The organism is Nakamurella alba, assembly GCF_009707545.1.
GTDB classification, from domain to species: Bacteria; Actinomycetota; Actinomycetes; order Mycobacteriales; family Nakamurellaceae; genus Nakamurella; species Nakamurella alba.
Genome location: NZ_WLYK01000005.1, coordinates 712,456 through 736,401, shown reverse-complemented (window position 1 = coordinate 736,401; position 23,946 = coordinate 712,456). Strand labels below are relative to the sequence as shown.

17 protein-coding genes are annotated in these 23,946 nt (G+C 72.4%); 9 read left to right on the top strand and 8 right to left on the bottom strand.

The annotated features are described in order from the left end of the window. Positions 1 to 130 precede the first annotated feature (130 nt). The gene (locus GIS00_RS15325) at positions 131 to 1,051 is read right to left on the bottom strand and encodes a pseudouridine-5'-phosphate glycosidase (RefSeq protein WP_154769253.1); all 921 of its coding nucleotides are present in this window, start codon (positions 1,049 to 1,051) and stop codon (positions 131 to 133) included. A gap of 244 nt (positions 1,052 to 1,295) precedes the next feature. Here GIS00_RS15325 and GIS00_RS15320 point away from each other — a divergent pair, with 244 nt between their 5' ends. Next, complete coding sequence (locus GIS00_RS15320; RefSeq protein ID WP_196073294.1) at positions 1,296 to 1,808, top strand: RNA polymerase sigma factor; 513 nt, start codon at positions 1,296 to 1,298, stop codon at positions 1,806 to 1,808. 1 nt (position 1,809) lies between these two features. Further along, positions 1,810 to 2,847 (top strand): PASTA domain-containing protein, encoded by a 1,038-nt coding sequence (locus GIS00_RS15315; protein ID WP_196073293.1) that lies wholly within the window; start codon positions 1,810 to 1,812, stop codon positions 2,845 to 2,847. A gap of 20 nt (positions 2,848 to 2,867) precedes the next feature. Here GIS00_RS15315 and GIS00_RS15310 read toward each other — a convergent pair whose 3' ends face one another. Together GIS00_RS15310 and GIS00_RS15305 are read right to left on the bottom strand one after the other, a co-directional pair. Then, the gene (locus tag GIS00_RS15310; protein ID WP_154769250.1) at positions 2,868 to 3,470 is read right to left on the bottom strand and encodes a hypothetical protein; all 603 of its coding nucleotides are present in this window, start codon (positions 3,468 to 3,470) and stop codon (positions 2,868 to 2,870) included. Next, the gene (locus GIS00_RS15305; RefSeq protein WP_154769249.1) at positions 3,467 to 4,267 is read right to left on the bottom strand and encodes a carbon-nitrogen hydrolase family protein; all 801 of its coding nucleotides are present in this window, start codon (positions 4,265 to 4,267) and stop codon (positions 3,467 to 3,469) included. The genes GIS00_RS15310 and GIS00_RS15305 overlap by 4 nt, the downstream gene beginning before the upstream one ends. Positions 4,268 to 4,303: 36 nt before the next feature. Between GIS00_RS15305 and GIS00_RS15300 the strand changes: the two genes are divergently transcribed. Then, the gene (locus GIS00_RS15300; protein WP_196073292.1) at positions 4,304 to 5,857 is read left to right on the top strand and encodes a TIGR03767 family metallophosphoesterase; all 1,554 of its coding nucleotides are present in this window, start codon (positions 4,304 to 4,306) and stop codon (positions 5,855 to 5,857) included. A 3-nt stretch (positions 5,858 to 5,860) separates the two neighbouring features. Here the strand turns inward: GIS00_RS15300 and leuS are convergent, their stop codons facing one another. Next, the gene (gene leuS, locus GIS00_RS15295; RefSeq protein WP_154769247.1) at positions 5,861 to 8,797 is read right to left on the bottom strand and encodes a leucine--tRNA ligase; all 2,937 of its coding nucleotides are present in this window, start codon (positions 8,795 to 8,797) and stop codon (positions 5,861 to 5,863) included. A 327-nt stretch (positions 8,798 to 9,124) separates the two neighbouring features. Between leuS and GIS00_RS15290 the strand changes: the two genes are divergently transcribed. Beyond that, the gene (locus tag GIS00_RS15290; protein WP_322097988.1) at positions 9,125 to 9,988 is read left to right on the top strand and encodes a MerR family transcriptional regulator; all 864 of its coding nucleotides are present in this window, start codon (positions 9,125 to 9,127) and stop codon (positions 9,986 to 9,988) included. A gap of 94 nt (positions 9,989 to 10,082) precedes the next feature. Beyond that, a complete protein-coding gene (locus tag GIS00_RS15285) occupies positions 10,083 to 10,553 on the top strand; it encodes an SdpI family protein (RefSeq protein WP_154769246.1) in 471 nt (156 codons plus the stop codon). Here GIS00_RS15285 and GIS00_RS15280 read toward each other — a convergent pair whose 3' ends face one another. Beyond that, the gene (locus GIS00_RS15280; RefSeq protein ID WP_154769344.1) at positions 10,554 to 11,135 is read right to left on the bottom strand and encodes a YqgE/AlgH family protein; all 582 of its coding nucleotides are present in this window, start codon (positions 11,133 to 11,135) and stop codon (positions 10,554 to 10,556) included. 253 nt (positions 11,136 to 11,388) lie between these two features. Between GIS00_RS15280 and GIS00_RS15275 the strand changes: the two genes are divergently transcribed. Next, positions 11,389 to 12,735 (top strand): MFS transporter, encoded by a 1,347-nt coding sequence (locus GIS00_RS15275; protein ID WP_154769245.1) that lies wholly within the window; start codon positions 11,389 to 11,391, stop codon positions 12,733 to 12,735. 39 nt (positions 12,736 to 12,774) lie between these two features. Here GIS00_RS15275 and GIS00_RS15270 read toward each other — a convergent pair whose 3' ends face one another. From GIS00_RS15270 to GIS00_RS15260, 3 genes are all read right to left on the bottom strand, one after another. Beyond that, the gene (locus GIS00_RS15270) at positions 12,775 to 13,677 is read right to left on the bottom strand and encodes a hypothetical protein (RefSeq protein WP_154769244.1); all 903 of its coding nucleotides are present in this window, start codon (positions 13,675 to 13,677) and stop codon (positions 12,775 to 12,777) included. A 76-nt stretch (positions 13,678 to 13,753) separates the two neighbouring features. After that, positions 13,754 to 14,317 carry a hypothetical protein gene (locus tag GIS00_RS15265; protein ID WP_154769243.1) on the bottom strand — a complete coding sequence of 188 codons (564 nt, stop codon included), beginning with the start codon at positions 14,315 to 14,317 and terminating at the stop codon, positions 13,754 to 13,756. A 158-nt stretch (positions 14,318 to 14,475) separates the two neighbouring features. Continuing rightward, positions 14,476 to 15,894 (bottom strand): CCA tRNA nucleotidyltransferase, encoded by a 1,419-nt coding sequence (locus tag GIS00_RS15260; RefSeq protein WP_154769343.1) that lies wholly within the window; start codon positions 15,892 to 15,894, stop codon positions 14,476 to 14,478. Positions 15,895 to 16,088: 194 nt separating this feature from the next. Here GIS00_RS15260 and GIS00_RS15255 point away from each other — a divergent pair, with 194 nt between their 5' ends. From GIS00_RS15255 to murJ, 3 genes are read left to right on the top strand one after another with little or no spacing between them, the layout of a single operon-like run. Further along, positions 16,089 to 16,553, top strand: a complete 465-nt coding sequence (locus GIS00_RS15255; RefSeq protein ID WP_154769242.1) for an NUDIX hydrolase — start codon at positions 16,089 to 16,091, stop codon at positions 16,551 to 16,553. Next, entirely contained in the window at positions 16,550 to 19,315 is a 2,766-nt protein-coding gene (locus GIS00_RS15250; RefSeq protein WP_154769241.1) for a DUF6049 family protein, read from the top strand. Before GIS00_RS15255 ends, GIS00_RS15250 begins: the two co-directional genes overlap by 4 nt. Beyond that, a complete protein-coding gene (murJ, locus tag GIS00_RS15245) occupies positions 19,312 to 23,712 on the top strand; it encodes a murein biosynthesis integral membrane protein MurJ (RefSeq protein WP_154769240.1) in 4,401 nt (1,466 codons plus the stop codon). Before GIS00_RS15250 ends, murJ begins: the two co-directional genes overlap by 4 nt. Positions 23,713 to 23,946: the final 234 nt, after the last annotated feature.

The window sequence follows — 23,946 nt, the reverse complement described above, 5'->3', positions numbered from 1 at the left end:
CCAAACCCGCAGGTCAGAGCCGGTCACGCCACACCCCACCGGAGACCGATTCTGCAACACCCCCCTCAGTGTCGAGAATCGGCCCGGGAAGCCGGTTTTCGTCGCTCGCGACCCTTCCGGGGCCTCCCAGCTACAGCCCGGAGAGGGCCGCGGCGACCTGACCGCCCAGGGCGACGTTGCCGCGGTAGACGTCGACATTGACCTCGAGACTGCGCCCGGCAGTGGCCTTCTGGATGAAGTCCAGGAGGTAGGGGGTGGTCGCGTTGCCGGCGATCCCCTCGGCCTCCGCCCCGGCCAGCGCCTCGGCCAGGACGGCGGCGTGCACCTCGGGATCGAGCTGCTTGTCCTCGGCGATGGGGTTCGCCAGCAGCACAGCGGCGTCGAGGCCGAGCTCGTCACGGGCCGCGGCGACCGCTGCCACCTCGGCCGGATCCTCCACCCGGAAGCCGATCTCGAACCCGGAGTCCCGGACGTAGAACCCGGGGAAGGTCAGGGTCCGGTAGCCGAGGACCGCGATGTTCAGCGTCTCCAACCGCTCGAGGGTCGCCCCGACGTCCAGGATGGACTTCACCCCGGCACTGACCACCACGATCGGCGTGACCGACAACGCCACGAGATCCGCTGACTCGTCGAAACTCTCACTCGCCCCGCGGTGCACGCCGCCCAGGCCGCCGGTGGAGAAGACCTTGATCCCGGCGCGGTGGGCGAGCAGAGCGGTGGCGGCGACGGTGGTCCCGCCGGACAGGCCGCGCGCCCGGGCCACCGGCAGGTCACGGATGCTGACCTTGATGTTGTCGTCGGAGCGGGCGAGTCCGACGATCTCGTCGGTGCTCAGGCCGACCACGGCCACCCCGTCCCGGATGCCGATCGTCGCCGGCTCGACACCGGCGGCCCGGAGCGACTCCTCGGCCTCGAGCGCCACGACCTCGTTGCGCGGCTGCGGCAGCCCGTGGGTGAAGATCGTCGACTCCAGTGCCACCACCGGCCGTCCCTCGGCCAGGGCCGACCGGACCGGCTCGGCGATGTGGACGGCCGGGCTCGTGGTGCTCATGTTGCGTTCCTCCAGGTGATGCCGGTTCAGGGTGGTGCTGTTGCCGGGTGGTGCTGGTACCGGGTGGGTGGCGCACCACCCACGGCCCGCAGATTCTCCCCCTGACCGGCGCCGGAGCCGAATCGGCCGCACACCGGGCACACACCGGCGCCGCGGGAAAGAATTCCGGCCACCGGATGCAACGTTCCGGCGGCCAGGGCGACCACTCCCAGGAAGGTCACAGCGACGGCAGGAGGGGCGGCAGGTGGTGACGACGGAACGCGAGCCGGTCGGCCCGCCCGCATCCATCGAGCAGCTGTACCAGGAGGCCTATCTCCCGCTGCTCCGGCTGGCCGTGCTGCTCACCGGCGACCGCAGCGTTGCCGAGGACTGCGTGCAGGAGGCGTTCGTCTCGATCTGGCGCCGGGCCGACGGGCTCCGCGAGCCCCGCGCCGCCCATGCGTACCTACGGACCGCCGTCGTCAACGCCTCCCGGACCACCCATCGGCGGCGCCGCACCGTCCGCCGGCACCTGCGTGCCCTGGTCCCGGACGACGTCCGGCCGGCCGATGACGACCTTCTTCGCACCGAACGCGACGCCATCCTGCGCGCCGCGGTGGACGCCCTGCCCCGCCGGCAACGCGAGGTGGTGATCCTGCGCTACTGGCAGGACCTGCCCTACGCGGAGATCGGCGCCGCCCTCGGGATCAGCGAGGGCAGCGCGAGATCGAATGCCAGTCGGGCACTCTCGCACCTGCAGCTCAGCTGGGAGGCATGACATGGACCCGCTCGAGGAGGACCTCCGCCGGATGCTCGCCGCCCGCGCGCGGGCCGAGGTCCCGGACGACACACCGGTCCCTCGGTTCGTCCCGCCCGACCGGCGGGACCGCCGGCCGTCGTGGTTGCTGATGGCCGGTGTCGCCGCCGCGGTGGTGGCCGTGGTGCTGACAGTCACCCTGCTGCCGCGGGGAGGTTCACCCGGTGCCGTCGGAGGACCGGGCAGCACCGGCGGTGCCGTGCCCCCCTCCCAGACCGCCGCGTCCCGGACGACCCCGCCCAGCGGCACCGGAACGAACGGGAGCACCACGGAGACCACCGCGCTGCCGAGCACCCCGCCGCGGAGCACACCACCGCGGAGCACCCCCACCCCGACCGGCACCGGGACCGCCACGGTGCCCGGCGGTCTGGTCGGGCTCAGCTGGGAGGTGGCGGAGCAGCGGCTGGTCGACGCCGGGCTGCAGCCGTACAAGATCACCGTGGGCAGCCCGCTGCCGGTGGACGAGGTGATCCTGCTCGAAGGGGTGTCCGCCGGGGAGGAGGTGGCGGCAGGGCTGTCGGTCGGGGTCGCGGTGTCCGACAGCTCGCTGTTCGTGATGCCCGACCTGGTGAACACGACGCTCGACCAGGCGGCGCAGATGCTGCAGTCCTTGGGCTGGACCGGATCCGCCGACAGCCTGGTCATCTCTCCGGTCGAGGTCGTCAACACCGCACAGATCGGTGTGATCGTCTCCGATGCCGCGGCCTGCCAGGCCGCGACTTCCCCGATGGGCGGCTACAACCTGCCGAAGAACGGGTCGACCATCCGGGTGTGTGTCGGGACGCCGAAGATGCTGAGCATCGAACCTGTCGCCGGCCTGACCGTGTACGAGGCCGTCCAGACCCTGCGGGACCGGGGCTTCACCTTCGTCTCCGCGGTCAACGTCCAGTTGACCCCGCCGCTCGGTCAGGGCAACCGGGTCCTGGACACCGACCCGGCCGCCGGCACCGTGGTCCGTTTCGACACGCCGATCGTCGTCCGGGTGTACCCGTCGAGCTGAGCCGACCCGGGCGTCCCCGGTCAGTCCGGCAGGTCGATGACGACCGTGTCCCCGAGGGCGACCACCACCGGGCCGTCCACGGGTGCGGCCGCGGCGCGGTACCCGCGGGCGCCGTTGTCCAGATCGACCAGTGCGGCACGGATGTCGTCGCCGACCACCGGCGAGGGTTCGAGACCGAGGCAGAACCGGGCGAACTCCACACACGGGTCCGCGACCCGGACCTGCACCAGTGGCAGCGACCCGGCAGCGGTGACGACCGAGATCGACTCCGGCACCGGCAGGCCGGCCAGCCCGTCGGGGGCGTCCACCAGGATCGTCTCGCCGGCGATGCCCTCGACCAGGTGCTCGCCGTACCGCTCGCGCAAGGCGACGTAGTCCCCGGTGCCCATCACGGTCACCCCGCCGTTGCCGCGGGCATCCCGGGTGCGCTCGTGGTCCTGGTGGTGCACGTCGACCAGCCGGCCGAGCCCGCGCCCCAGACCGATCACCCCGCGCTCCGAGATCTCCAGCCGGGGAACGGATTCGATCGGGGTGGGGTCGTAGCGGCGGAGCGGTGCACGTCCGACCTTCAGCGGCTCGGTCTGCACCTGGAGGCGGACGATCGGGAACCGGTGGACCGTCACGACCGGTGCACCTGCGGGTCGATCCGGAACCGGCGGTTGGCCAGGGCCGGGTTGCCCTCACGGACGGTGGCCACCCGCTCCGGGTCGATGTCCACCACGCCGTCACCCGGGACGGCGCCGAGGTCGAGCAGTTGCAGCCCGAACGGGTCGAACGCCATGGACCGGCCGATCCCGGCCTTGCCGATCTGGTCGGCGGCCACCACGTAGCAGGTGTTCTCGATCGCCCGGGCCCGCAAGAGGGTCGACCAGTGCTCCTCCTTCAGCGGCCCGCGTACCCAGGCCGAGGCCAACGCCAGCACCTGGGCGCCGTCGGCGGCGAGCAGCCGGAAGAGCTCCGGGAAGCGCAGGTCGTAGCAGGTGGCCAGGCCCACCCGGACCCCGGCGACCTCGATCACCGGCGGCGCCGACCGCCCGGGGGCGACGGTGTCGGACTCGAGGTAGGAGAAGGCGTCGTAGAGATGCACCTTGTCGTAGCGGGCGACCAGCTCACCTCCGGCGGCGGCCAGCAGCGTGTTGCGCACCCGGCCGGACTCCGGATCGGGGACGAAAGTGCCGGCGACGACGGTGATCCCGTGCTCCGACGATGCGGCCAGCAGGGCCTGGCCGAACGGGCCGTCGGCCGGCTGCGCCGCCCGGGCGGGTGCCTGCGGATCGGTCAGGAAGGCGACCAGCGACCCCTCCGGAGCCAGCAGCATGTCCGCGCCGGCATCGGCCGCCCGGGCGGCGGCCGCCACCAGGTACCCCGCGTTGTCCGCGGGCTCCGGCGTCGGGTCGAACTGGGTCACGGCGATCCGCATGACCGCATCGTCCCACGACCGGGCAGACTCCCTCCCGTGACCACCACGGACCGCACGGCGTTGATCACCCCGACCGGGCCCGGCTTCCGCCGGCCGGCACCGGGCCCCGGTGAGTCGCATACCGGGCGGACCAGGACGGCGACCGGTCGGCAGGAGGTGCTGCTCACCCTGGTCCAGCTGTCGGACCTGCACGTCTGCGACACCCAGTCACCGGCCCGGGCCGAGTTCCTGGACCGCTACGGCGACCCCGACCACCCACTCCGCGAACACGTCGGCATCATCGGCTCCTACCGTGCCCAGGACCTGCTGACCGCGCAGGTCTGCGCGGCGATGGTGGAGGCGGCCAACCAGGTCACGGCCGGGCCGGTCGGCGGTGGGACGCCCGAGTTGGTCCTGCTGACCGGAGACCTGGTCGACAACGCCCAGCACAACGAACTCGACTGGTACCTCACCCTTCTGGACGGCGGCACGCTGACCCCGGACTCCGGCGACCCGCAGCGGTTCGAGGGCGTGGCAGTCGGCGACGACCCGCACTTCTGGCACCCGGAGCCGGGCCCCGCCGACCGGCCGCGCACCCTGCACGGCTTCCCGGACGCGCCCGGACTCACCGCTGCCGTGCGCCGGCCGTTGGTCTCGCCGGGCCTGCGCCTGCCCTGGCTCGCCGTGCACGGCAACCACGACCAGCTGGTGCAGGGCACGGTCGCGGCCACCGGGCCGTTCGGCGGCGCCGGTACCGGGGACACCAAGGTCATCGGGGTGCCGGACGGTTGGTCGGTCGAGGAGATCGGTGGGTTCGTCCGCGCCGTGGACGCCGCCGATCCCGCGGCGGCAGAGCGCTGGGGCGAGCTGGTGACCACCACCGTGACCCCGGATCCGCGGCGGTCGACGATCACCAGGAATGAGTTCCTGGCCGCCCACGACCGCCCGGGCGCCCACCCACCGCGGCACGGGTTCGCCGCCGACGCCGCGACCACCGGGCAGGCCTGGTACCGCCACGACCTCGGCCGGGTGACCCTGCTCGTCCTCGACACCGTCAACGAGACCGGCGGCTGGCAGGGCTGTCTCGACCGGGAGCAGCTGCGCTGGCTGTCCGGAGAGCTGGAGCTGGCGGACGCGGAGCGGCGGTACGTGGTGCTGGCCTCGCACCACCGGCTGGAGGACCTGATCAACCCGACCTGCCCGGACGGCACCGAGCCGCCGGCCCTGCACGGAGAGGTGGCGGCGGTGCTGGCCGGCCACCCGTCCCTGGTGCTCTGGCTGAACGGGCACAGCCACCAGGTACGGATCGCCGATCACGGCAGCTGGTGGGAGGTGACCGCCCCGTCCCTCATCGACTTCCCCCAGCAGGGCCGGGTCGTCGAACTGCTGCGCGGCGACGGCACGCTGACCGTCGCCACCACCATGCTGGACCACACCGGCGAGGCGCCGTGGTCCGGCCGGGTGAACACGGTCGGCGAGATGGCAGGCCTGTCAAGGGAACTCGCGGCCAACGACTGGCAGTACGCCACCGACGGCCATCCGCACCCGCTCGCCGGCGACCCCGCCGACCGCAACGCCCTGCTCACCCTCCCGGATCCGTTCCCGGGCTAGGCGTCAGGGGACGATGGAGACCATCTTCCCGGGTACGACGACCACCTTGCGCGGAGCGGCACCGGCCAGCAGCTCGACGATCTTCTCGTCGGCCAGCGCCGCCGCCTCGACGTCCGCCGCCGGCGCGTCGGCGGGGACGGTGATCCGCGAGCGGACCTTGCCCTTCACCTGGATCGGGTACTCCACCTGGTCGGCCACCAGCAGCGCCGGGTCGGCGACCGGAAACGGGCCGTGGGCCAGCGATGTCGGGTGCCCCAGCCGGGACCACAGCTCCTCCGCGATGTGCGGGGCCAGCGGGGCGGTCATCAGCACCAGGGCCTCGGCCACCTCGCGGGACACCTGTCCACCGGTCTTGGTGACATGGTTGGCCAGCACGATCAGCTTGGCGATCGCGGTGTTGTACTGCATCGCCGCGTAGTCGGCGCCGACGCCGTCCACGGTGCGGTGCAGCAGCTTCCGGGTGTCCTCGTCCGGCTCCGCGTCGGTGACGACGGTCTCCCCGGTCTCCTCGGACACCACGATGCGCCACAGTCGCTGCAGGTACCGCTGCGAGCCCACCACGTCCCGGGTCTGCCACGGGCGGCTGACATCCAGTGGCCCCATGCCCATCTCGTACATACGGAAGGTGTCCGCACCGTAGGCAGCGCACATCTCGTCCGGGGTGACCACGTTGTTCAGGGACTTGCCCATCTTCCCGTACTCACGGTTGACCCGCTCGCCCTCGAAGAAGAAGCCCTCCGACTCGGAGCCGGTGACCTGCTCGGCCGGCACGTAGACGCCGCGGGCGTCGGTGTAGGCGAACGCCTGGATGTAGCCCTGGTTGAACAGCCGGCGGAACGGCTCCTCGCTGGAGACGTGGCCCAGGTCGAACAGGACCTTGTGCCAGAATCGCGAGTACAGCAGGTGCAGCACGGCGTGTTCCACCCCGCCGACGTACAGGTCGACGCCGCCGGTGTCGTTCTCCCTGCTGGGATCTTTGCCCATCCAGTACTTCTCGACCTCCGGGTCGACGAACATCTTCTCGTTCGTCGGGTCCAGGTAGCGCAGCTCGTACCAGCAGGAGCCGGCCCACTGCGGCATCACGTTCAGCTCGCGGCGGTAGGTCTGCACCCCTTCGCCCAGGTCCAGCTCGACGGTCGTCCACTCGGTGGCCCGGGCCAGCGGCGGGGTCGGCTCCGACTCGGCGTCCTCCGGGTCCAGCTTGGTCGGCGCGTAGTCCTCGACCTCGGGCAGGGTCAGCGGCAGCAGGTCCTCCGGCAGCGCGTGCGCCACACCGTCGGCGTCGTAGACGATCGGGAACGGCTCGCCCCAGTACCGCTGCCGGGAGAACAGCCAGTCCCGCAGCTTGTACTGGGTCTTCGGCGTGCCGAAACCGTGATCGGCCAGCCAGCCGATCATCTCGGCCTTCGCCGTGGCGACATCCTTGCCGTTCAGGTCGATCTCGCAGTTGGCCGAGTTGATCGCCGGGCCGTCACCGGTGAAGGCCTGGTCCTCCGGGAAGTCCGGGGTGGGCTGCACGGTGCGGATCACCGGCAGGTCGAAGACGGTCGCGAACTCGTGGTCACGGACGTCCTGCCCGGGCACCGCCATGATCGCGCCGGTGCCATAGCCCATCAGCACGTAGTCGGCGACGAACACCGGGATCCGGACGTCGTTCGCAGGGTTCAGCGCGAAGGCGCCGACGAAGACGCCGGTCTTCTCCTTGTTCTCCTGCCGGTCCAGGTCGGACTTGTGCGAGGCCGCGCGGCGGTACGCACGCACCGCGTCCGCGGGGGTCGCCGCACCGCCGGTCCACTGCTCCGGGGTGCCGGAAGGCCAAGCGGCGGCGGTGATCTCGTCGACCAGCGGGTGCTCGGGGGCCAGCACCACGTAGGTGGCGCCGAACAGCGTGTCCGGACGGGTGGTGTAGACGTCGAACTGCGCGGTGAAGGGCGCGGCCAGCTGGCGCGCCTGCTCGTCGGACAGGCCGGAGGCCTCCTCGGTCAGCACCCGGAAGGTCACCTCGGCGCCGGTGGAGCGGCCGATCCAGTTGCGCTGCATACGCTTGACCGACTCGGGCCAGTCCAGCCGGTCCAGGTCGTCGATCAGCCGGTCCGCGTAGTCGGTGATCCGCATCATCCACTGCCGCAGGTTGCGGCGGAACACCGGGAAGTTCCCGATCTCGGACTTCCCGTCGGCGGTGATCTCCTCGTTCGACAGCACGGTGCCCAGGCCCGGGCACCAGTTCACCGGCGCCTCGGAGATGTAGGCCAGCCGGTGGTCGGCCAGCACCGCGGCCTGCTCGACCGCGGTCAGCGCGGCCCAGTCCCGGCCGTCCGGCGTCGGACGGGTGCCGGCCGCGAACTCCGCGGACAGCTCGACGATCGGGCGCGCCCGCTGGGCGTCGCGGTCGTACCAGGCCTCGAACAGCTGCAGGAAGATCCACTGCGTCCAGTGGAAGAAGTCGGGGTCGCTGGTGGCGACGCTGCGCCGCTGGTCGTGGGCGAAGCCCAGCCGGCGCAGCTGCGACCGGTAGCGGGCGATGTTCTCCGCGGTGGTGGTCGCCGGGTGGGTGCCGGTGCGGATGGCGTACTGCTCGGCGGGCAGGCCGAAGGAGTCGAACCCGACGGTGTGCAGCACGTTGCTGCCGGTCATCCGGCGGTAGCGGCCCAGTACGTCGGTGCCGATGTAGCCCAGCGGGTGGCCGACGTGCAGGCCGGCGCCGGACGGGTAGGGGAACATGTCCAGCACGTACAGCTTGTGCGCGGGCACCGTTGCGGGATCGGCGGCGGCCAGCGGGCCGGCCGGGTTCGGCGCGTCGAAGGTGCGGTCGGCCTCCCAGCGGTCCTGCCAGCGGGCCTCGATCTCGTTCGCCAGCGCCGGGGTGTACCGGAACCTCGGGGCGGTATCGGTCCCTGCGTTCGTCCCGGCGCCGGGCGCGGCCTGGTCGGTGCTGGTCATCTCGGTCTCTCCTGGAACGTCGGTGTGGTCGTCGGTGTCTGTCCGCAGGGTCGGTCCGCGCACAAAAAATCCCTCCTGCGCCGCCGGATGACGGAACGGAGGGATCGCCGCGCTGCCGGTCGTACGGTCAGCGCGGCCCGGGAAGGAGCTGGACCACGGCCACGCCCACAGTCTAGACCTGCACGGGGAGCGGATTCCCGCGCCGGTGCTTGACCTTGTCCCTGGGGGAACGCCCACGGTGGAACGGCCGGGCAGAGTGCCCGGCGACGAGGTACCGGTCAACGGCGCGCACGCGCCCGGCCGACCGCAACGGGAGAGGTGACGACGGTGGACGACAGGGACACGGAGACGGGCGCGATGACCATCGGGGTCTTCGCCCGCCGCGCCCGGTTGTCGCCGAAGGCCTTGCGTCTCTACGACCGCGACGGTCTGCTGGTCCCGGCGCAGGTCGACCGGTTCTCCGGCTACCGGCACTACACCGCCGACCAACTGGACACCGCCCGGCTGATCTCCCGGCTCCGCCGGCTCGGCATGCCGCTGGACGAGGTGGCGGCCGTCGTGGCCGTCCCGGATCCGCGCGATCGGGCGGACCGGATCGCCGCCTGGTGGTCCGGCGTCGAGGCGGACACCGCGGCCCGGAGATCACTGGCCCGGTACCTCACCGACACCCTGCGGGGAGAACGGAGCACCACGGTGACGAACATCCAGGAACGGGAGTGGCAGGTGCAGGAGCGGGAGGTCGGCGACCAGCTGGTGCTCACCGAGCAACGGCACACCACCGTCGACGGCCTGTCCGCCTGGATCGGCGAGGGTCTCGGACGGCTGATGCGCTCCGCCGGGACCACCGGTCCGGGCGACGAGGGTGCCGGAGCCTCAGGCGCCCCGTTCGTGATCTACCACGGTGAGGTGACCGAGGACAGCGACGGGCCGGTCGAGGTGTGCCTGCCGGTCGATGCCGCACCGCCGGGCGTGGCCTCCCGGGTCGAACCGGCCCATCGCGAGGCCTTCGTCCGGCTGACCCGCGGGGAGGTCGAGTTCCCGCAGATCCTCGGCGCCTACGACCGGGTGGACGGCTGGATCCGCGCCCAGGGACATACCCCGGTCGGCCCGCCGCGGGAGATCTACTTCACCGACTTCATGGGCGCCGCGCCGGGCGACGAGGTGTGCGACGTGGCCTGGCCGTTCCGCTGACACCGCGGTGCGGGGGCGGTCCGGTCGGCGGGAGGTGACCGTCGTCGCCACCACGGCAGAGGACCGGGCGCCGTGGCCGGTTTACGATCGGGACGTGAACAGCCCACTCGCGTTGACCATCCCGCTGGCCGTGGTGCTCATGGTCGTCGCGGCCGGTGCCGCGACAGTCGCCCACGGCGGGTGGAACGGGTCGCTGCGCCGCGAGGGCCGGCTCGGGGTGCGCACCCGTGCTGCCGTGGCCAGCGACCACGCCTTCGAGACCGCGAACAAGGTGGCCGCCCCGATCTACGGCGGCGCCGCCGGAGTGGCGCTGACCGTCGGGTTGCTGGTGCTCGTGCTCCCGATGAACACCGTCGGCATCGTGGTGGTCGGCCTGCTCGGCCTCGTCGCGGTCGTCGTGCTGACCGCCGCGGCTGCGGCCACCGGCGAGCGTGTCGCCCGCACCCTCCCGGTGCCGGCCCGTCGGGCCACCGGTGCAGGAGCCGGCTGCGGCGGCTGTGCCTGCGGCGGCGGCGGCTGCGCCGGCCTCACCCGCACCTCCGACACCGGTACCGCCACCGTCTGATCAATTGCTCCTGATGTCGGTGGGGCGGTAGGCGTGCCAGGCCATCGGCAGGCCCTGCCGGCGGAGCACCTCGAACCACAGGTCCGACCGCGGACCGGCGACGATGTCCGCCGGCCGGCCGGGCACCACGAACCAGGCGCCCTCGGCGATCTCCTCGTCCAGCTGCCCCTCGCCCCACCCGGCGTGACCGGCGAAGATCCGGACGCCGGAGAGAGCTCCACCGGTCGCCTCCGGGTCGGAGTCCAGGTCGACCAACACCACTGATCCGTGCACCCTGACCACCCCGTCCACGTCCGACGGGTCGACGCCGACCTTCGACACCCCCAGACACATGGCGCCGGAGGTCTGCACCGGGCCGCCCGCATACAGGGCCTGCGGCCGGGACACCTTGGCCGTCCAGGTGGGCAGCACGTTGTGCACCGCGGTCTCGGTCCGCCGGTTCAGGACCAGTCCGGCGCTGCCCTCGTCGTTGTGGGCGATGAGGTAGACCACGGTCCGCCGGAAGTGCGGGTCGGTGAGCGTGGGCGAGGCGACCAGCAGCATGCCCGCTTCCGGACGGTGCACCCGGCCGTGTCCGGACATCTCTTCTCCGGGGCGGGTGCCCCCGGGATCGTCGGCGGTCATCGGTGATCATTCTGTCCCGCGTGCGGTGGGTTGACCGTTCGGCGCAGGTGACGATTCGGTCAATGTCGTCCGACGGCGGGTGGACGGCACGGACGGACCGCCCGCGGGACCACCCGGCGCGCCCCGTCCGCAGACCGCACCAGGGAGTGATCCCGGTCCGGGATTCCCCCGACCCGGACAGGGCGGCCCGTGTGCCCGTAACGTGCAGGGCGTGACCACGCCGCCCCCCGTCGCCGTTTCCGGCGACGGTCACCGGCTCGACGACCGGCCCTCGGTGCGGGGTCTGGGTCCGCTGCTGCGCCTGGCCGGGGTCCGCCGGCTCGCCGGGCTGCGCATGCTGGCGTCCTTCGGCGACGGCGCCTTCCTCGGGGCGCTGGTCGGGTCGGTGCTGTTCGATCCCTCGCAGCGGTCCAGTCCGGCGGACATCGCCGCGGGGTTCGCCGTACTGCTGCTGCCGTACTCGGTGGTCGGCCCGTTCGCCGGCGCCCTGCTCGACCGGTGGAGCCGGCGGCAGGTGCTGTTCTGGGCGAGCGTGGTGCGAGCCGGAGTGGTCGGCGTGCTCGCCGTGCTGCTCGCCTTCGGCAGTCCGCTCTGGGTGCTGTTCGCCGCCGCGCTGGTGGTGACCGGCACCGGGCGGTTCGTCGGGTCCGGCCTGTCCGCGTCGCTCCCGCACCTCGTCGCGCAGGACAGCCTGGTCGGCGCCAACTCGCTCACCACCACCCTGGGCTCGGTGTCGTCACTGGTGGGCGGCAGCCTCGCACTGGGCCTGCGCGGGATGATCGGCGGCGGCCCGGGGCCGACGGCGCTGTCCTGTGTGGTCGTGCTGGCCTGCTATCTCACCGCCGCCTGGGTGGTGCGCCGGTTCGAGCGCCGCGCCCTCGGGCCCGACGAGACCGACGAGCCTCGGCAGACGGTCTGGGCGGTGCTGCAGGGGCTGACCGCCGGCGTCGCGCACGCCTGGCAGCACCGCACGGTCGGGCTCAACATCACCATGGTCGTGGTGGTCCGGTTCGGCGTCGGGATGTCGACGCTGGTGGTGCTGCTGTTGTTCCAGCACTACTTCACCAGGGCTTCCGGCATTTTCCGGACAGGCCTGGCCGGGGTCACCGAGGTGGTGAGCGTCGCCGGGATCGGCATCTTCCTCGGCGCCGTGTGCACCGCGCCCCTGGTCCGCTGGATCGGCCGCACCCGGTACGTGGTGATCCTGCTGGTGTTCGCCTCGCTGGTGATCTTCCTGGCCGGGTCGCAGTTCTCCCCGCCGACCACGATGCTGACCGCGCTGCTGCTCTCCTTCGTCTACCAGTCGTCCAAGATCTGCGCGGACTCGGTGGTGCAGGCCGACTCCGACGACGCGCACATCGGCCGGGTCTTCGCCCTCTACGACACCCTCAACAACGTGCTCTACGTCGCCGGTTTCGCGGTCGGCGCGGCGCTGGTGCCGTTCAACGGTTACAGCATGGCGGCGGTGGTCGTCGTGGGGTGTGTCTTCCTGGCGTCGGCGGTGGGCTACGGGCTGTCCATGCGGGCGCTGCGGCCCACCGTGCACCCGGCGCTCTGACGAGCTGACACTGACGATCCGTCCGGGAACGGGGCCGCCTCAGGACCCGTCGTCCTCCAGCAACACCAGCCGGGCGAACGGGTCGTCGTCGCCGCCGACCTCGTAGTCCACCGAGTCGAACGGGTTCATCGGGTCCATCGGCACGTGGCCCTCGTCCGGGTCGGTGCCGTGGTCGGGATCGGTGGGGCCGTCGGGATTGTCGCTGCCGCCTGGACCGTCGGGATCCACCGGGTCAACTGGGTCGGCCGGCGCGACGGGATCCGTTGCGCCGGAGCCGTTCCCGGCCGGGGACAGGGTGACCTCGCCGGCGCCGGTGTCGGCACCGGCGTGCGCGGCCGGATCACCGTCGATGCTCTCCGCGACGTCCCAGTGGCCGTTGCCGGACGGGTCGTGGTAGGCGGTGTCGTACACGCCGTCGTGCTGCGAGGACACCAGGATGGTGTCCACCCGACCGTCGCCGTCGGAGTCCCAGGCGATCGAGTCACTGTGCCCGGACCCGTCGAAGTCCAGCGCGATCCCGTCCGGCACCCCGTCCCCGTCGACGTCGACATCCGCTGCACCGGTGTAGGTCTCGGTCGGTACGGTGGAGCTGCCGAAGGAGTAGGTGAGCTCGGGCGCGGGCGTCGGATCCGCCGCCGGAGGCGCCTCCGTCGCGCCGCCGAGGGTCAGCGAGACCTCCTCGGCGGCATCCCAGTGGCCGTTGCCGGACGGGTCGTAGTAGGCGGTGTCGTACACGCCGTCGTGCTGCGAGGACACCAGGATGGTGTCCACCCGGCCGTCACCGTCGGAGTCCCAGGCGATCGAGTCACCGTGTCCGGACCCGTCGAAATCCAGCGCGATCCCGTCCGGCACCCCGTCCCCGTCGACGTCGACATCCGCTGCACCGGTGTAGGTCTCGGTGGGGACCGAGGAACTGCCGAACGAGTAGCTGAGCGTGGTCATGCGGTGGAACCTCCTGATCGGGACCGGGTACGCGGAGCAGGCCGGTCACCCGTGTGGTGACCGGCCCGGTCGCGGATCAGTACTCCGAGGAGGAGTAGTAGTCGTAGGTGCCGCTGTCGTACACGGTGGTGGAGGTCGAGTCGTAGTAGGAGGTGTCGTAGCCGGAGTAGCCGGAAGAGGCGTAGCCGGTGGACATGTCGGTCCCGGCGTAGGGCTCGTAGGAGTAGCCGGCGTAGGAGCTCTGGCTGTCGTAGTACCCGTCGCTGCCGCCGACGTAGGTGCCCGAGTAGTCGCCGTAGCCGTTGTACTCGTTCCAGTTGTCCGAGGCGCTGCTCTGCGCGGCGATCGAGGCCTGGTTCAGGTCGTAGGCGGCCTGGTCGTCACCGGCGATGTAGGCGTCGGTGGAGGCGTTCCACAGGTCCCAGGAGTTCTGGGTGTTGGTCTCGTAGGAGTCGTAGACCGAGCTGTTCTGGTAGCCGGAGCCGTAGGCGTAGCCGGAGTCGACCGTCCCGTAGGAGCTGTCGTAGCCGCTGCCGTACGAGGAGCCGTAGGAGCTCCCGTAGGAGCTGTCGTACGAGGTCCCGTAGGAGCTGTCGTAGGTGGCGGTGGTGCCGTACGAGGAGTCGTAGGTCTCGTCCATGATGTTCTCCTGGGGCGGGGTCCCGGGCTGTTCCCGGGAGCTTCTGGCCACTCCGACGAGGTCATCACCGATCCGGTTCCGTTGATACGCCCAGTTCAGGTGATTCGTCCAACTTCACCCGTTCGGCCCAGCAACGCGTCCCCGGTGATCCTCGGCGCCTACGGCACCAGACCCTCGTCCCGCGCCCACTTGTACAGCTCGACCTCGGCCTCCTCGCGCGGCAGCGGGCCGCGCTCCAGCCGCAGCTCCTTGAGGAACTTCCAGGCCTTCCCGACCACCGGTCCGGGCCCGACACCGAGCAGCTCCATGATCGCGTTGCCGTCCAGGTCCGGCCGCACCTTCGCCAGGTCCTCGGCCGCGGACAGCTCGGCGATCCGGTGCTCCAGGTCGTCGTAGGAGCGCTGCAGGGTCTGCCGCCGGCGCTGGTTGCGGGTGGTGCAGTCGGCGCGGACCAGCTTGTTCAGCCGGTCCAGCAGCGGTCCGGCGTCCGTGGCGTACCGGCGCACCGCCGCGTCGGTCCACACCCCGCTGCCGTACCCGTGGAACCGCAGGTGCAGGAAGGTCAGCGTGGCGACGTCCTCGATCAGCTGCTTCGGGAACTTCAACTCCCGCATACGGCGGCGCACCATCTTCGCCCCCACCACCTCGTGGTGGTGGAAGCTGACGCCGCCGCCCGCCTCGAACCGGCGGGTCGCCGGCTTGCCGATGTCGTGCAGCAGGGCCGCGAGCCGGAGGGTCAGGTCGGGGCCGTCCTGCTCCAGCGCGATCGCCTGGTCCAGCACCGTCAGCGAGTGCTGGTAGACGTCCTTGTGCTGGTGGTGCTCGTCCTTCTCCAGCATCAGCGCCGGGAGTTCCGGCAGCACGTGCCCGGCCAGCCCGGTGTCGGTCAGCAGGACCAGACCGGCGCGGGGCGTCGCACCGAGCAGCAGCTTGGACAGCTCGGTGGCGATCCGTTCCACGGTGATCCGGGTGATGTCATCGGCCCGGGCCACCATCGCCGCCCGCACCCACGGTGTGACGGCGAAGCCGAGCTGACTGGTGAAGCGGGCGGCCCGCAGCATCCGCAGCGGGTCGTCCCGGAAGGAGTCCTCCGGCAATCCGGGGGTGTCCAGCTCCCGGCGGGCCAGCTGCGCCAGCCCGCCGAACGGGTCGGTGAACTCGTGCCCGGGCAGCGACACCGCCATGGCGTTCACCGCGAAGTCGCGCCGGAGCAGGTCGCCGTCCAGCGAGTCACCGAAACTGACGGTGGGATTGCGGGTCTCGCCGTCGTAGACGTCGGAGCGGAAGGTGGTGATCTCCAGCCGGAGGCCGCCCTTGAGCACGCCGACCGTGCCGAAGTCGATCCCGGTCTCCCAGGTGCCCTGCCCCCAGGGCTTCACCAGACGCAGGATGTCCTCCGGCCGGGCGTCGGTGGTGAAGTCCAGGTCCTCGCCGAGGCGCCCGAGCAGTGCATCCCGCACCGACCCGCCCACGAGGTGCAGCTCGAACCCGGCCCCGGCGAACAGCCGGCCCAGCTCATCGGCCACCGGGAAGCGCTCCAGCAGCAGGGCGATCGCCCGCCCCTGCAGCTCGGACAGCGCGACGGGTGCACCGGGGTCGGCACCTGCCGGTGCGGACGGTGCGCCGGGTGCGGCGGGGCCGGGAACTGCGGGAACGTCGGACACGACGGGCAATTCTACGGGTGGCGGGAGGGTCGTCCGGCCGGTCGCCACCGGCCGCGGCGGGTCCGGAACGGCCGGTCCGGGGCATCCCCTGCGACTACCATCGGTCCATGCCTCCCTCGCCCGCGCACGCCCCACGGCGGCGGCGGGCGGACGAGACCTCGGCCGGTGGACTGGTCGTCCGGACCGAGCACGGGGTGTCCTCCGGGGCCCTGATCGGGCGGCTGGACCGACGCGGCCGGCTCCGCTGGTCGTTGCCGAAGGGCCACGTCGAGGAGGGCGAGACCACCGAGCAGGCCGCCGTCCGCGAGGTCGAGGAGGAGACCGGCATCTCCGGCCGGATCACCGCCCGGCTGGGCAGCGTCGAGTACACCTTCACCGCGCAGGGGCGGCGGATCCACAAGCGGGTCCACCACTTCCTCATGGAGGCGGTGGCCGGCGAGCTGTCGGACGCCGACATCGAGGTCACCGAAGTGGCATGGGTACCGCTGACCGAACTGACCGACCGGCTCGCCTACGCGGGTGAGCGGCGACTGGCCGAGCGGGCCACCCGGCTGCTCGCGGACAGCGCGTGACCCCAGTTCGTCCGCGCGGGATCCGGCAGCGCCGGGTCCGGTCCGGCCGCAAGGCCGTCCTGCTGCTGCTCGGCTGCCTGCTGGCACCGCTGTTGCTGGGTGCCGCCCCGGGCCGGGTGGCACCCGCGATCACGGCCGCACCACTGGGGACCTATGCCGGCACCCTGTCCTTCGACGTCATGTCGATGACCCCGGAGGTGGTCACCGCACAGGACGCCGGCACCCTGACCATCACCGGGTCGATCACCAACACCGGCGACCTACCGGTGTCCGGGCTGGACTACCGGTTCCAGCGTGGCGCCGTCCTGCCCGACTCCGCCTCGCTCGAGCAGGAGATCGCCGATCCGTCACAGCCGCTGCTGGTGGTCACCCGCACCGATCCGCTGACCGTCGGCCAGGACGCGCTGGGTCCGGGCGAGAGCACCGACTTCACCGCCGAGGTGGCGCTGACCGGCGACGGTGCGGACGCCCTGGGCATCGACACCCCCGGTGTCTTCCCGCTGATGCTCAACGTCAACGGCTACCTGGACGACGGGGACTCGCGGCTCGCAGCCCGGGTCGGCGAGCTGCACGTGCTGATCACGGTGCTCTCGTTGCCGGCCGGGACCAGGACGCCGGAGGCCGGGCAAGCACCCGCCCCGACCCTGCACCCCGTCCCGACCTCGGTGATCTGGTCGCTGGTCGACCGCCCGCACCTCGGCATCAACGGGATCTTCCTGGACGACGACCTGGTGTCCGCGATCTCGACCGGCGGCCGGCTGGACACGATCCTGGAGGCACTCGAGGCGCAGCGCGGCTCGGCCGCCGGCGACCCGGCGACGCTGGTCGTGGACCCGGCGCTGCTGGACGAGCTGGACCGGATGAGCGCCGGGTACCGGGTCACTGCCGACCGGAACAGCCCGCAGCCCGCGCTGACCCCCGTGCCCGGCACCACGCCCGTCACCAGCACGACCACCACGCCGCCCACCACCCCGACCACCGGCGCGTCCGCCCCGGGGAGCAGCGGTTCCGCGCCACCGACGGCGACATCGTACTCGGGTGGTGTCCCGTCCGGTGCGTCGGCGGGCCCGAACGGAGTCACCGGGTCCGCCACGTCGCCGGCTGCCACCGGTCCGGATCCGTCCACCGGCGCCGGGGCGCCGGCCACCACCGAGAGCCCGAGCACCCCGGGCACCGGGACCGGCGCACCGACCACCGGCACTCCCACCACCGGCATTCCCACCACGACGACGTCCACCTCGTCCACGGCTGCTCCGGTGCCGGAGATCCCCGGGACCGTCGCCGGCACCGGGCAGGCCGAGGCGACGGCGTTCCTCGGCCGGCTGCGGGAGGTCACCGAGGGCATGCCGGTGATCGTGCTGCCGTACGGTGACCCCGACCTCGGATCGATGATCGATGCCGGCCTGACCGGACAGCTCGGGGTGTTGGTCGGGCGGGGCGGGGAGGTCGCCCGGCGGGTGCTCGGCGGCGACGTCCGGACCACCACCGCCTACCCCGAGGACGGCCTGGCCACGCCCGGGACCCTGTCCGTACTGCGCACTCTCGGCTACAGCTCGGCCGTCCTGGACGCCTCCGGCCTGCGGTCCGACGACGATGTCGGCACGGTGGCGTCGGTGGCTGCGGGCGGCGGCCGGACCCTGCGCACCACGGTCACCGGAACGGCCGGGTCCTCCCTCGCCGCCGGGCTGGTGAACGGCACCGCGATCGCCCCGGTCGAGCTGAACACCGACCTGGCGCGCCTGGTGCAGACCTCCTTCGCCGGGAACGGGGACCAACTGGTCGTCGCCCTCCCCCGACGCGGCACCGCACCCTCGTCCGCATCGCTGCTGTCGGTGCTGGTCGAGGCGGGCGTGCTCGGTGCGGCGGCGCTGCCCGGTGACGCCGACCCGATCGGCACCGCTCCGCCTGCGGCCACCGCCGACGGGGCGCCGGAACAACTGCCCGCCGATTACATGGCGACCGCCGTCGACGTGCTGACCGGCATCGACGATGCCCGCACCGTCCTCACCCCCGTCGGCGGCGTCGGCGCCGCCGACCCGGAGGACGTGTTCGGGCCACTGGAATCGGCGATGGGCACGGTGTTCTCGACGGCCGCACGCACCGATCCGACCGCGGGCACGAAGGTGCTGCGCACCGCCTCGCAGACGCTGACCGATCTGCAGGCCGGGGTGAAGCTGAACGTGCTGGGCGAGTACACCCTCGCCTCCAACACCTCGCCGCTGATCGTGACGGTGCGGAACGACCTGCCCTACAACGCCATGGTCCAGCTGCAGGTCGGCGATGCCACCAGGTACGGGCTGACGGTGAAGGTGCCGGCCGCGCAGCGACTGCTGGCCGGCCGCAACCAGCAGGTGCGCATCGAGACGGAGGTGACCCGCTCCGGCAGCTTCTCCATCGAGCTCGGACTGGCCACGCCGGCCGGCAAGGCCTGGGGTCAGGCGCAGGAGGTGAAGGTCAGCTCCAGCGCCTACGGCCTGGTCACCATCCTGATCATCGTGATCGCCGGCGCCGTCCTGCTGGTCATGGTGGTCTTCCGGATCGCGCAGCGGGTGCGCGCGGCGCGGGCTCCCGCCGGTGGCGCCGCCGACGGGGATGATGCTCCTGAAGACACAGCAGGCACCGGTGCGGCCGGGATCGCGACCCACTCGGCCGATCCGGACGGCGAACCCATGGTGCAGTCGATGGAGCCGGAGCCGGGCGGGTCGCCCGCGACAGCTGAACCTGCGACGGACGAACCCGGGACGGGAGGTGACCGTCGATGACCGACTCCCGTCCGGGTGCCGGGCACGGTCCCGCCGGCGGTGGCCGCGGTCCCGCAGGCGACGGTCGTGGCCCCGGTCATCGCGGTCCCGGTGGTCGTGGCCCCGCTCCCGCCGACCCAGGCATCGATCCCGATGCCGAGACCGTGATCGGTGCCGGCCCGTCCTCCGGTGATCCGGCCGGCAGTACCCCGCCCGGGGAGCCCGAGCCCCCGGAGTGGTTCCGGCAGGCAGCCCGGCGTTCACCGCCGCCGTCCCGGCCCGGCCGTATCGACCCGGCCAGCCGGCTGCACCCCGCGTTCCACGGTGCGGCGGGATCCGCAGGACGGTCACCCGGCCGTCCGCCCCAGGAACCCTGGCGCGGCGCCCCCGCCGTGCTCTACCCGGGGACCGAGGACGCGACCCAGCTGATCCAGCGGATCACCGACGAGGCGATCCCGGATGCCGTGCTGGATCCGGCCCTCGATCCCGCGCGGGTCGATCCGGGACTCGACCCGGCCCCGTCCGACGAGACCGTCGCGCTGCGACCGCCGCAGGTGGTCGCCACCCAGGCGCCCGACGACGGATCCGGCGCGACGACGGTCCTCGGGCCGGGCGAGGCGCGGTCGGGGCAGGGTGAGGCGCGGCCGGCCGAGGTGCCGCTGAAGACGGCGAGCACCGCCGGGGTGGTGCGGGCCGGCGCGTTGATGGCCGTGGCGACCGTCATCAGCCGGGTCACCGGTCTGCTGGCGAAGATCGCGATCGCCGCGATCATCGGCAGCGGCATGGTCAACAGCTCGTACACGCTGGCCAACACACTGCCGAACATCGTCTTCGAGCTGCTCATCGGCGGGGTCCTGACCTCCGTCGCGATCCCGCTGCTCACCCGGGCCCAACGGTCCGACCCGGACGGCGGGCAGGAGTACACGCAGCGCCTGATGAGCCTGGCGGTGGTCGGGCTGGCCGCCGCGACCGTGCTGGCCGTGGCGTGCGCACCCCTGCTGACCAGGCTGTACCTGGGGTCGGACAGCAAGGCCGACCCGGAACTGGCGAACCAGTTCGCGGCCCTGCTGCTGCCGCAGATCTTCTTCTACGGTCTGGCCGCGCTGTTCGGCGCTGTGCTGAACACCAAGGAACGGTTCGCGGCGAACGCCTGGGCCCCGGTGCTCAACAACCTGGTGGTCATCGCGGTCGCGGTGCTGCTGGGACTCGGGAACTTCGGCGCGGTCGAGGCCGACGCCATCGGTCGCACCCCGATGCTGATCCTCGGGCTGGGCACCACGCTCGGCATCATCGTGCAGGCCGTGGTGATGATCCCGTCGCTGCGCCGCACCGGCTTCCGCTGGAAGTGGCGGTTCGGCTGGGACCAGCGGTTCTCGCAGGCCGGCCGACTGCTGCTGTGGGCGACGCTGTACGTCGTGGTGTCGCAGATCGGCGTCACGGCCACCATGCGGCTCGCCTCCGGCGAGGACGCGGGCGGCATCTGGTTCTTCCAGACCGCGTCGCTGATCTTCCAGATGCCCTACGGGATCCTCGGCGTCGCGGTGCTGACCGCGATCATGCCGCGGATGAGCCGGCACGCCGCCGCCGGCGACCTGGCCGCCGTCAAGGACGACATGTCGCTGGCCAACCGGCTCTCCGCGGTGGCCCTGCTGCCGGTGTCGGCGGGCCTGCTGGTGCTCGGCGGCGCCGTGGCCACCGTGCTGTTCCGCCACGGCGCGGTCCCGCTGTCGGACACCGTGCTGGTCGGCGGCGTGCTGGGCGGGATGGCGATCGGGCTGGTGCCGCTGGCGATCACCCTCGTGCAGATGCGGGTGTTCTACGCGATGCAGGACGCCCGCACCCCGACGATCATCAACCTGATCATGGTCGCCGTCCGGGTGCCGCTGATGTACCTCGTCGCCGGGTCCTCGACCGAGTACGTGATCGCCGGGCTGGCCGTGTCCACCGCCATCTCCTACGTCGTCGGCGCGATCGTCGGCGAGATCTGGCTGCGCGCCCGCTACGGCCCGATGGGCACCGGGCGCACGCTGTCGACCATCCTCCGGATGACACTGGCATCCGGGATCGGTGGCGTGGCAGCCTATTTCGGCGCCCGGGAGACCGTGGGGGTGAAGCCGACCGATCTGCTGGACGCGGTGCTGATCATCCTGGTCGCCGGGTCGATCGGGCTGGTGGTGATCGCCGTCGCGGCGGTGCTGCTCCGCGTCGAGGAGCTGATCCCGGTCCGGCGTCGGATCCAGCGGATGCTCGGGTTCGGGGGCTCGGGTGGCTCCGGAGGTTCCGGGGGCTCCGGAGGTTCCGGGGGCTCCGGAGGTTCCGGGGGCTCGGGCGGCTCCGGCGGTTCCGGGGGCTCTGCCGCCGGGGTTGCTGCGGGTGCCGGTGCCGCGGCCGGAGTTGCCGCCGGTGCCGGTGCCGCGGCCGGAGTCGCCGCAGGTGCTCGCGCCGCCGGAGTTGCCGCCGGTGCCGCGGGCGCTGGTGCCGCGCGCGGAGCGGCGGTCGGTGCGGCCGGTGCCGGCGCTGCACCGGGTCGCGCGGTGAACGCCGGCGGAACCCCGGTGAACACGGCCGGAACAGCGGGACTGGCAGGATCTTCCCGGGCCACCGCATCAGCGGCCCCTCCCGTGGCCCGATCGGCGGGTGGCCCGAGCGACCGCACCGAACAGATCACCCCGGCCCGCCCCCGGACCCCGGAACGCAGACGAGAGCAGGTGGACCCGCGCGTGAGCACCCCGACCGGCGGACCCGGCGCACCGCCGCCGCGCAGCCCGGAGCCCCCGCGCGATCCCGAGGCGACGGTCAACGTCGGGTCGGGTCCGCTGCGGACCTCCGCCCCGGCCGTCCAGCTCTCCCCCGGGGCGACGATCGGTGGCCGCTACCGGCTGGTCAACCTGATCGCCACCGACAGCGCGGGCAACAAGTTCTGGCGGGCCAAGGACACGGTGCTGCCGCGTGACATGGCGGTCACGCTGCTGCCCGAGTCGAACGCCGCGTCCGCGACCGTCGCCCGCACCCTGCGCGTCGGCCGGCTGCACCACATCGGATTGCCACAGACCCTCGACGTCGGCACCGAGCAGGGCCAGTCGTTCGTGGTCGGCCAGTGGGTGGACGGCGCGACACTGACCGACCTGCTCTCCGGCGGACCGCTGGAGCCCGAGGTCGCCACCTCGATCACCTCGAAGATCTCCGAGGCGGTCGCCGAGGCGCACCGCAACGGCATCGCCCTCGGTGCGATCAACCCGTCGCTGGTCCGGGTCAACTTCGACGGCCAGGTCCGGTTGTCGCACGTCATCGCGCACGGCAGCGCGACCCCGGATCAGGACATCCGCGCGGTCGGCGCCCTGCTCTACCTGATGCTCACCGGAACCTGGCCGCTCAGCCCGCCCAGTCCCGACGACGCGACCGTCCACCTCTCGCTCTCCGATGCCGGCGGGCTGCCGCCGGCGCCGACCCGCCGCGGCCGGGAGGTTCCCGCCGACGAGGTGCGGCCGGGCATCCCGGAGGCGCTGTCCGCGCTCGCCGACCGGGCGCTGCACCCGGACGAGCCGGCCGGCATCCACGCCGTCGGCGCGATCGCCGCACTGCTCCGCCAGCCGGAGACCGCTCCCGCCCCTGCCCCGCGGCCGGCCGACGAGCCGCAGGTGGTCGAGCTCAGCCCGGTCGAGCGTCGGCTGATCAAGGAACGCCGGATCAAGCTCGGTGTGGCCGCGGGCATGCTCACCGCCTTCGCCGCGCTGATCATCATCCTGATCGCGAGCCTGTCCAAGCAGGTGCTGACCCAGATCGGCGCCGAACCCCCGACCCGCGCCAGCACGAGCGCGGGTTCCTCGCAGGGCGGGACACCGGGCACGGCCGGCACGTCGGCCCCGCCGAGCTCCGGCGCGACGACCAGCCCGTCCGCGAGCGGCTCCACCGGGGCGTCCACCTCCGCCTCTCAGTCGGAGGCCACCTCGGCCAGCAGTGCCCCGCCCGCCTCGGCACCGGTCGCGATCACCCAGGCGATCGTCTACGACCCGCAGGGCGACGGGAACAAGGACAACACCGGCCGGGCGCCGCGGGCGTTCGACGGCGACGTCACCTCGGCGTGGGGGACCTTCCAGTACAACCAGCAGTTCCCGACCGTGAAGACCGGCGTCGGCCTCACCCTGCAGCTGGCGAAGCCCACCACCGTCACCTCGGTCCAGGTGACCAGCGACAGCGTCGGAGCGGTGATCGAGATCCGCTCGGCCACCGGGCCGGATGTGCCGCTGGACCAGACGAAGGTGCTCGCCACCGCGACCGTCGCGGACAACCGGGCCTTCGACATCCCGGTCTCCGGGGCCACGTCCTCCCCGTACATCGTGGTGTTCGTGACCAAGCTCGTGCCCGACGGCAACCGCTTCAGCGCCGTGATCAACGAGCTCGTCGTCAACGGCACCTGATCCCTCCGTCGCAGCCGCCGGCCGTCGGTGGTTCCTCGGACCGGTGCGTCCTTGCGGTCGTGCCGGGATCGGGACCGGATGTCCGAGGGCGTGTCTCTCGATCCCGGATCGTCGCGAGCGATGTCCTGTCGGGCCGTCGGCAAGGCGGTCGAGGAGCTGGGAATCCTGGTCGGCCTTCCGACCTGGCAAACATCTGTCAACGCATCAGACTGTTTTTCAGGGCGGTGCGCAGCA

Coding starts and splice junctions, on each gene's coding strand:
- GIS00_RS15325 (WP_154769253.1), bottom strand. CDS start 1,051: ATGAGCACCACGAGCCCGGCCGTCCACATCGCCGAGCCGGTCCGGTCG.
- GIS00_RS15315 (WP_196073293.1), top strand. CDS start 1,810: ATGGACCCGCTCGAGGAGGACCTCCGCCGGATGCTCGCCGCCCGCGCG.
- GIS00_RS15305 (WP_154769249.1), bottom strand. CDS start 4,267: ATGCGGATCGCCGTGACCCAGTTCGACCCGACGCCGGAGCCCGCGGAC.
- leuS (WP_154769247.1), bottom strand. CDS start 8,797: ATGACCAGCACCGACCAGGCCGCGCCCGGCGCCGGGACGAACGCAGGG.
- GIS00_RS15280 (WP_154769344.1), bottom strand. CDS start 11,135: ATGTCCGGACACGGCCGGGTGCACCGTCCGGAAGCGGGCATGCTGCTG.
- GIS00_RS15270 (WP_154769244.1), bottom strand. CDS start 13,677: ATGACCACGCTCAGCTACTCGTTCGGCAGTTCCTCGGTCCCCACCGAG.
- GIS00_RS15265 (WP_154769243.1), bottom strand. CDS start 14,317: ATGGACGAGACCTACGACTCCTCGTACGGCACCACCGCCACCTACGAC.
- GIS00_RS15255 (WP_154769242.1), top strand. CDS start 16,089: ATGCCTCCCTCGCCCGCGCACGCCCCACGGCGGCGGCGGGCGGACGAG.
- murJ (WP_154769240.1), top strand. CDS start 19,312: ATGACCGACTCCCGTCCGGGTGCCGGGCACGGTCCCGCCGGCGGTGGC.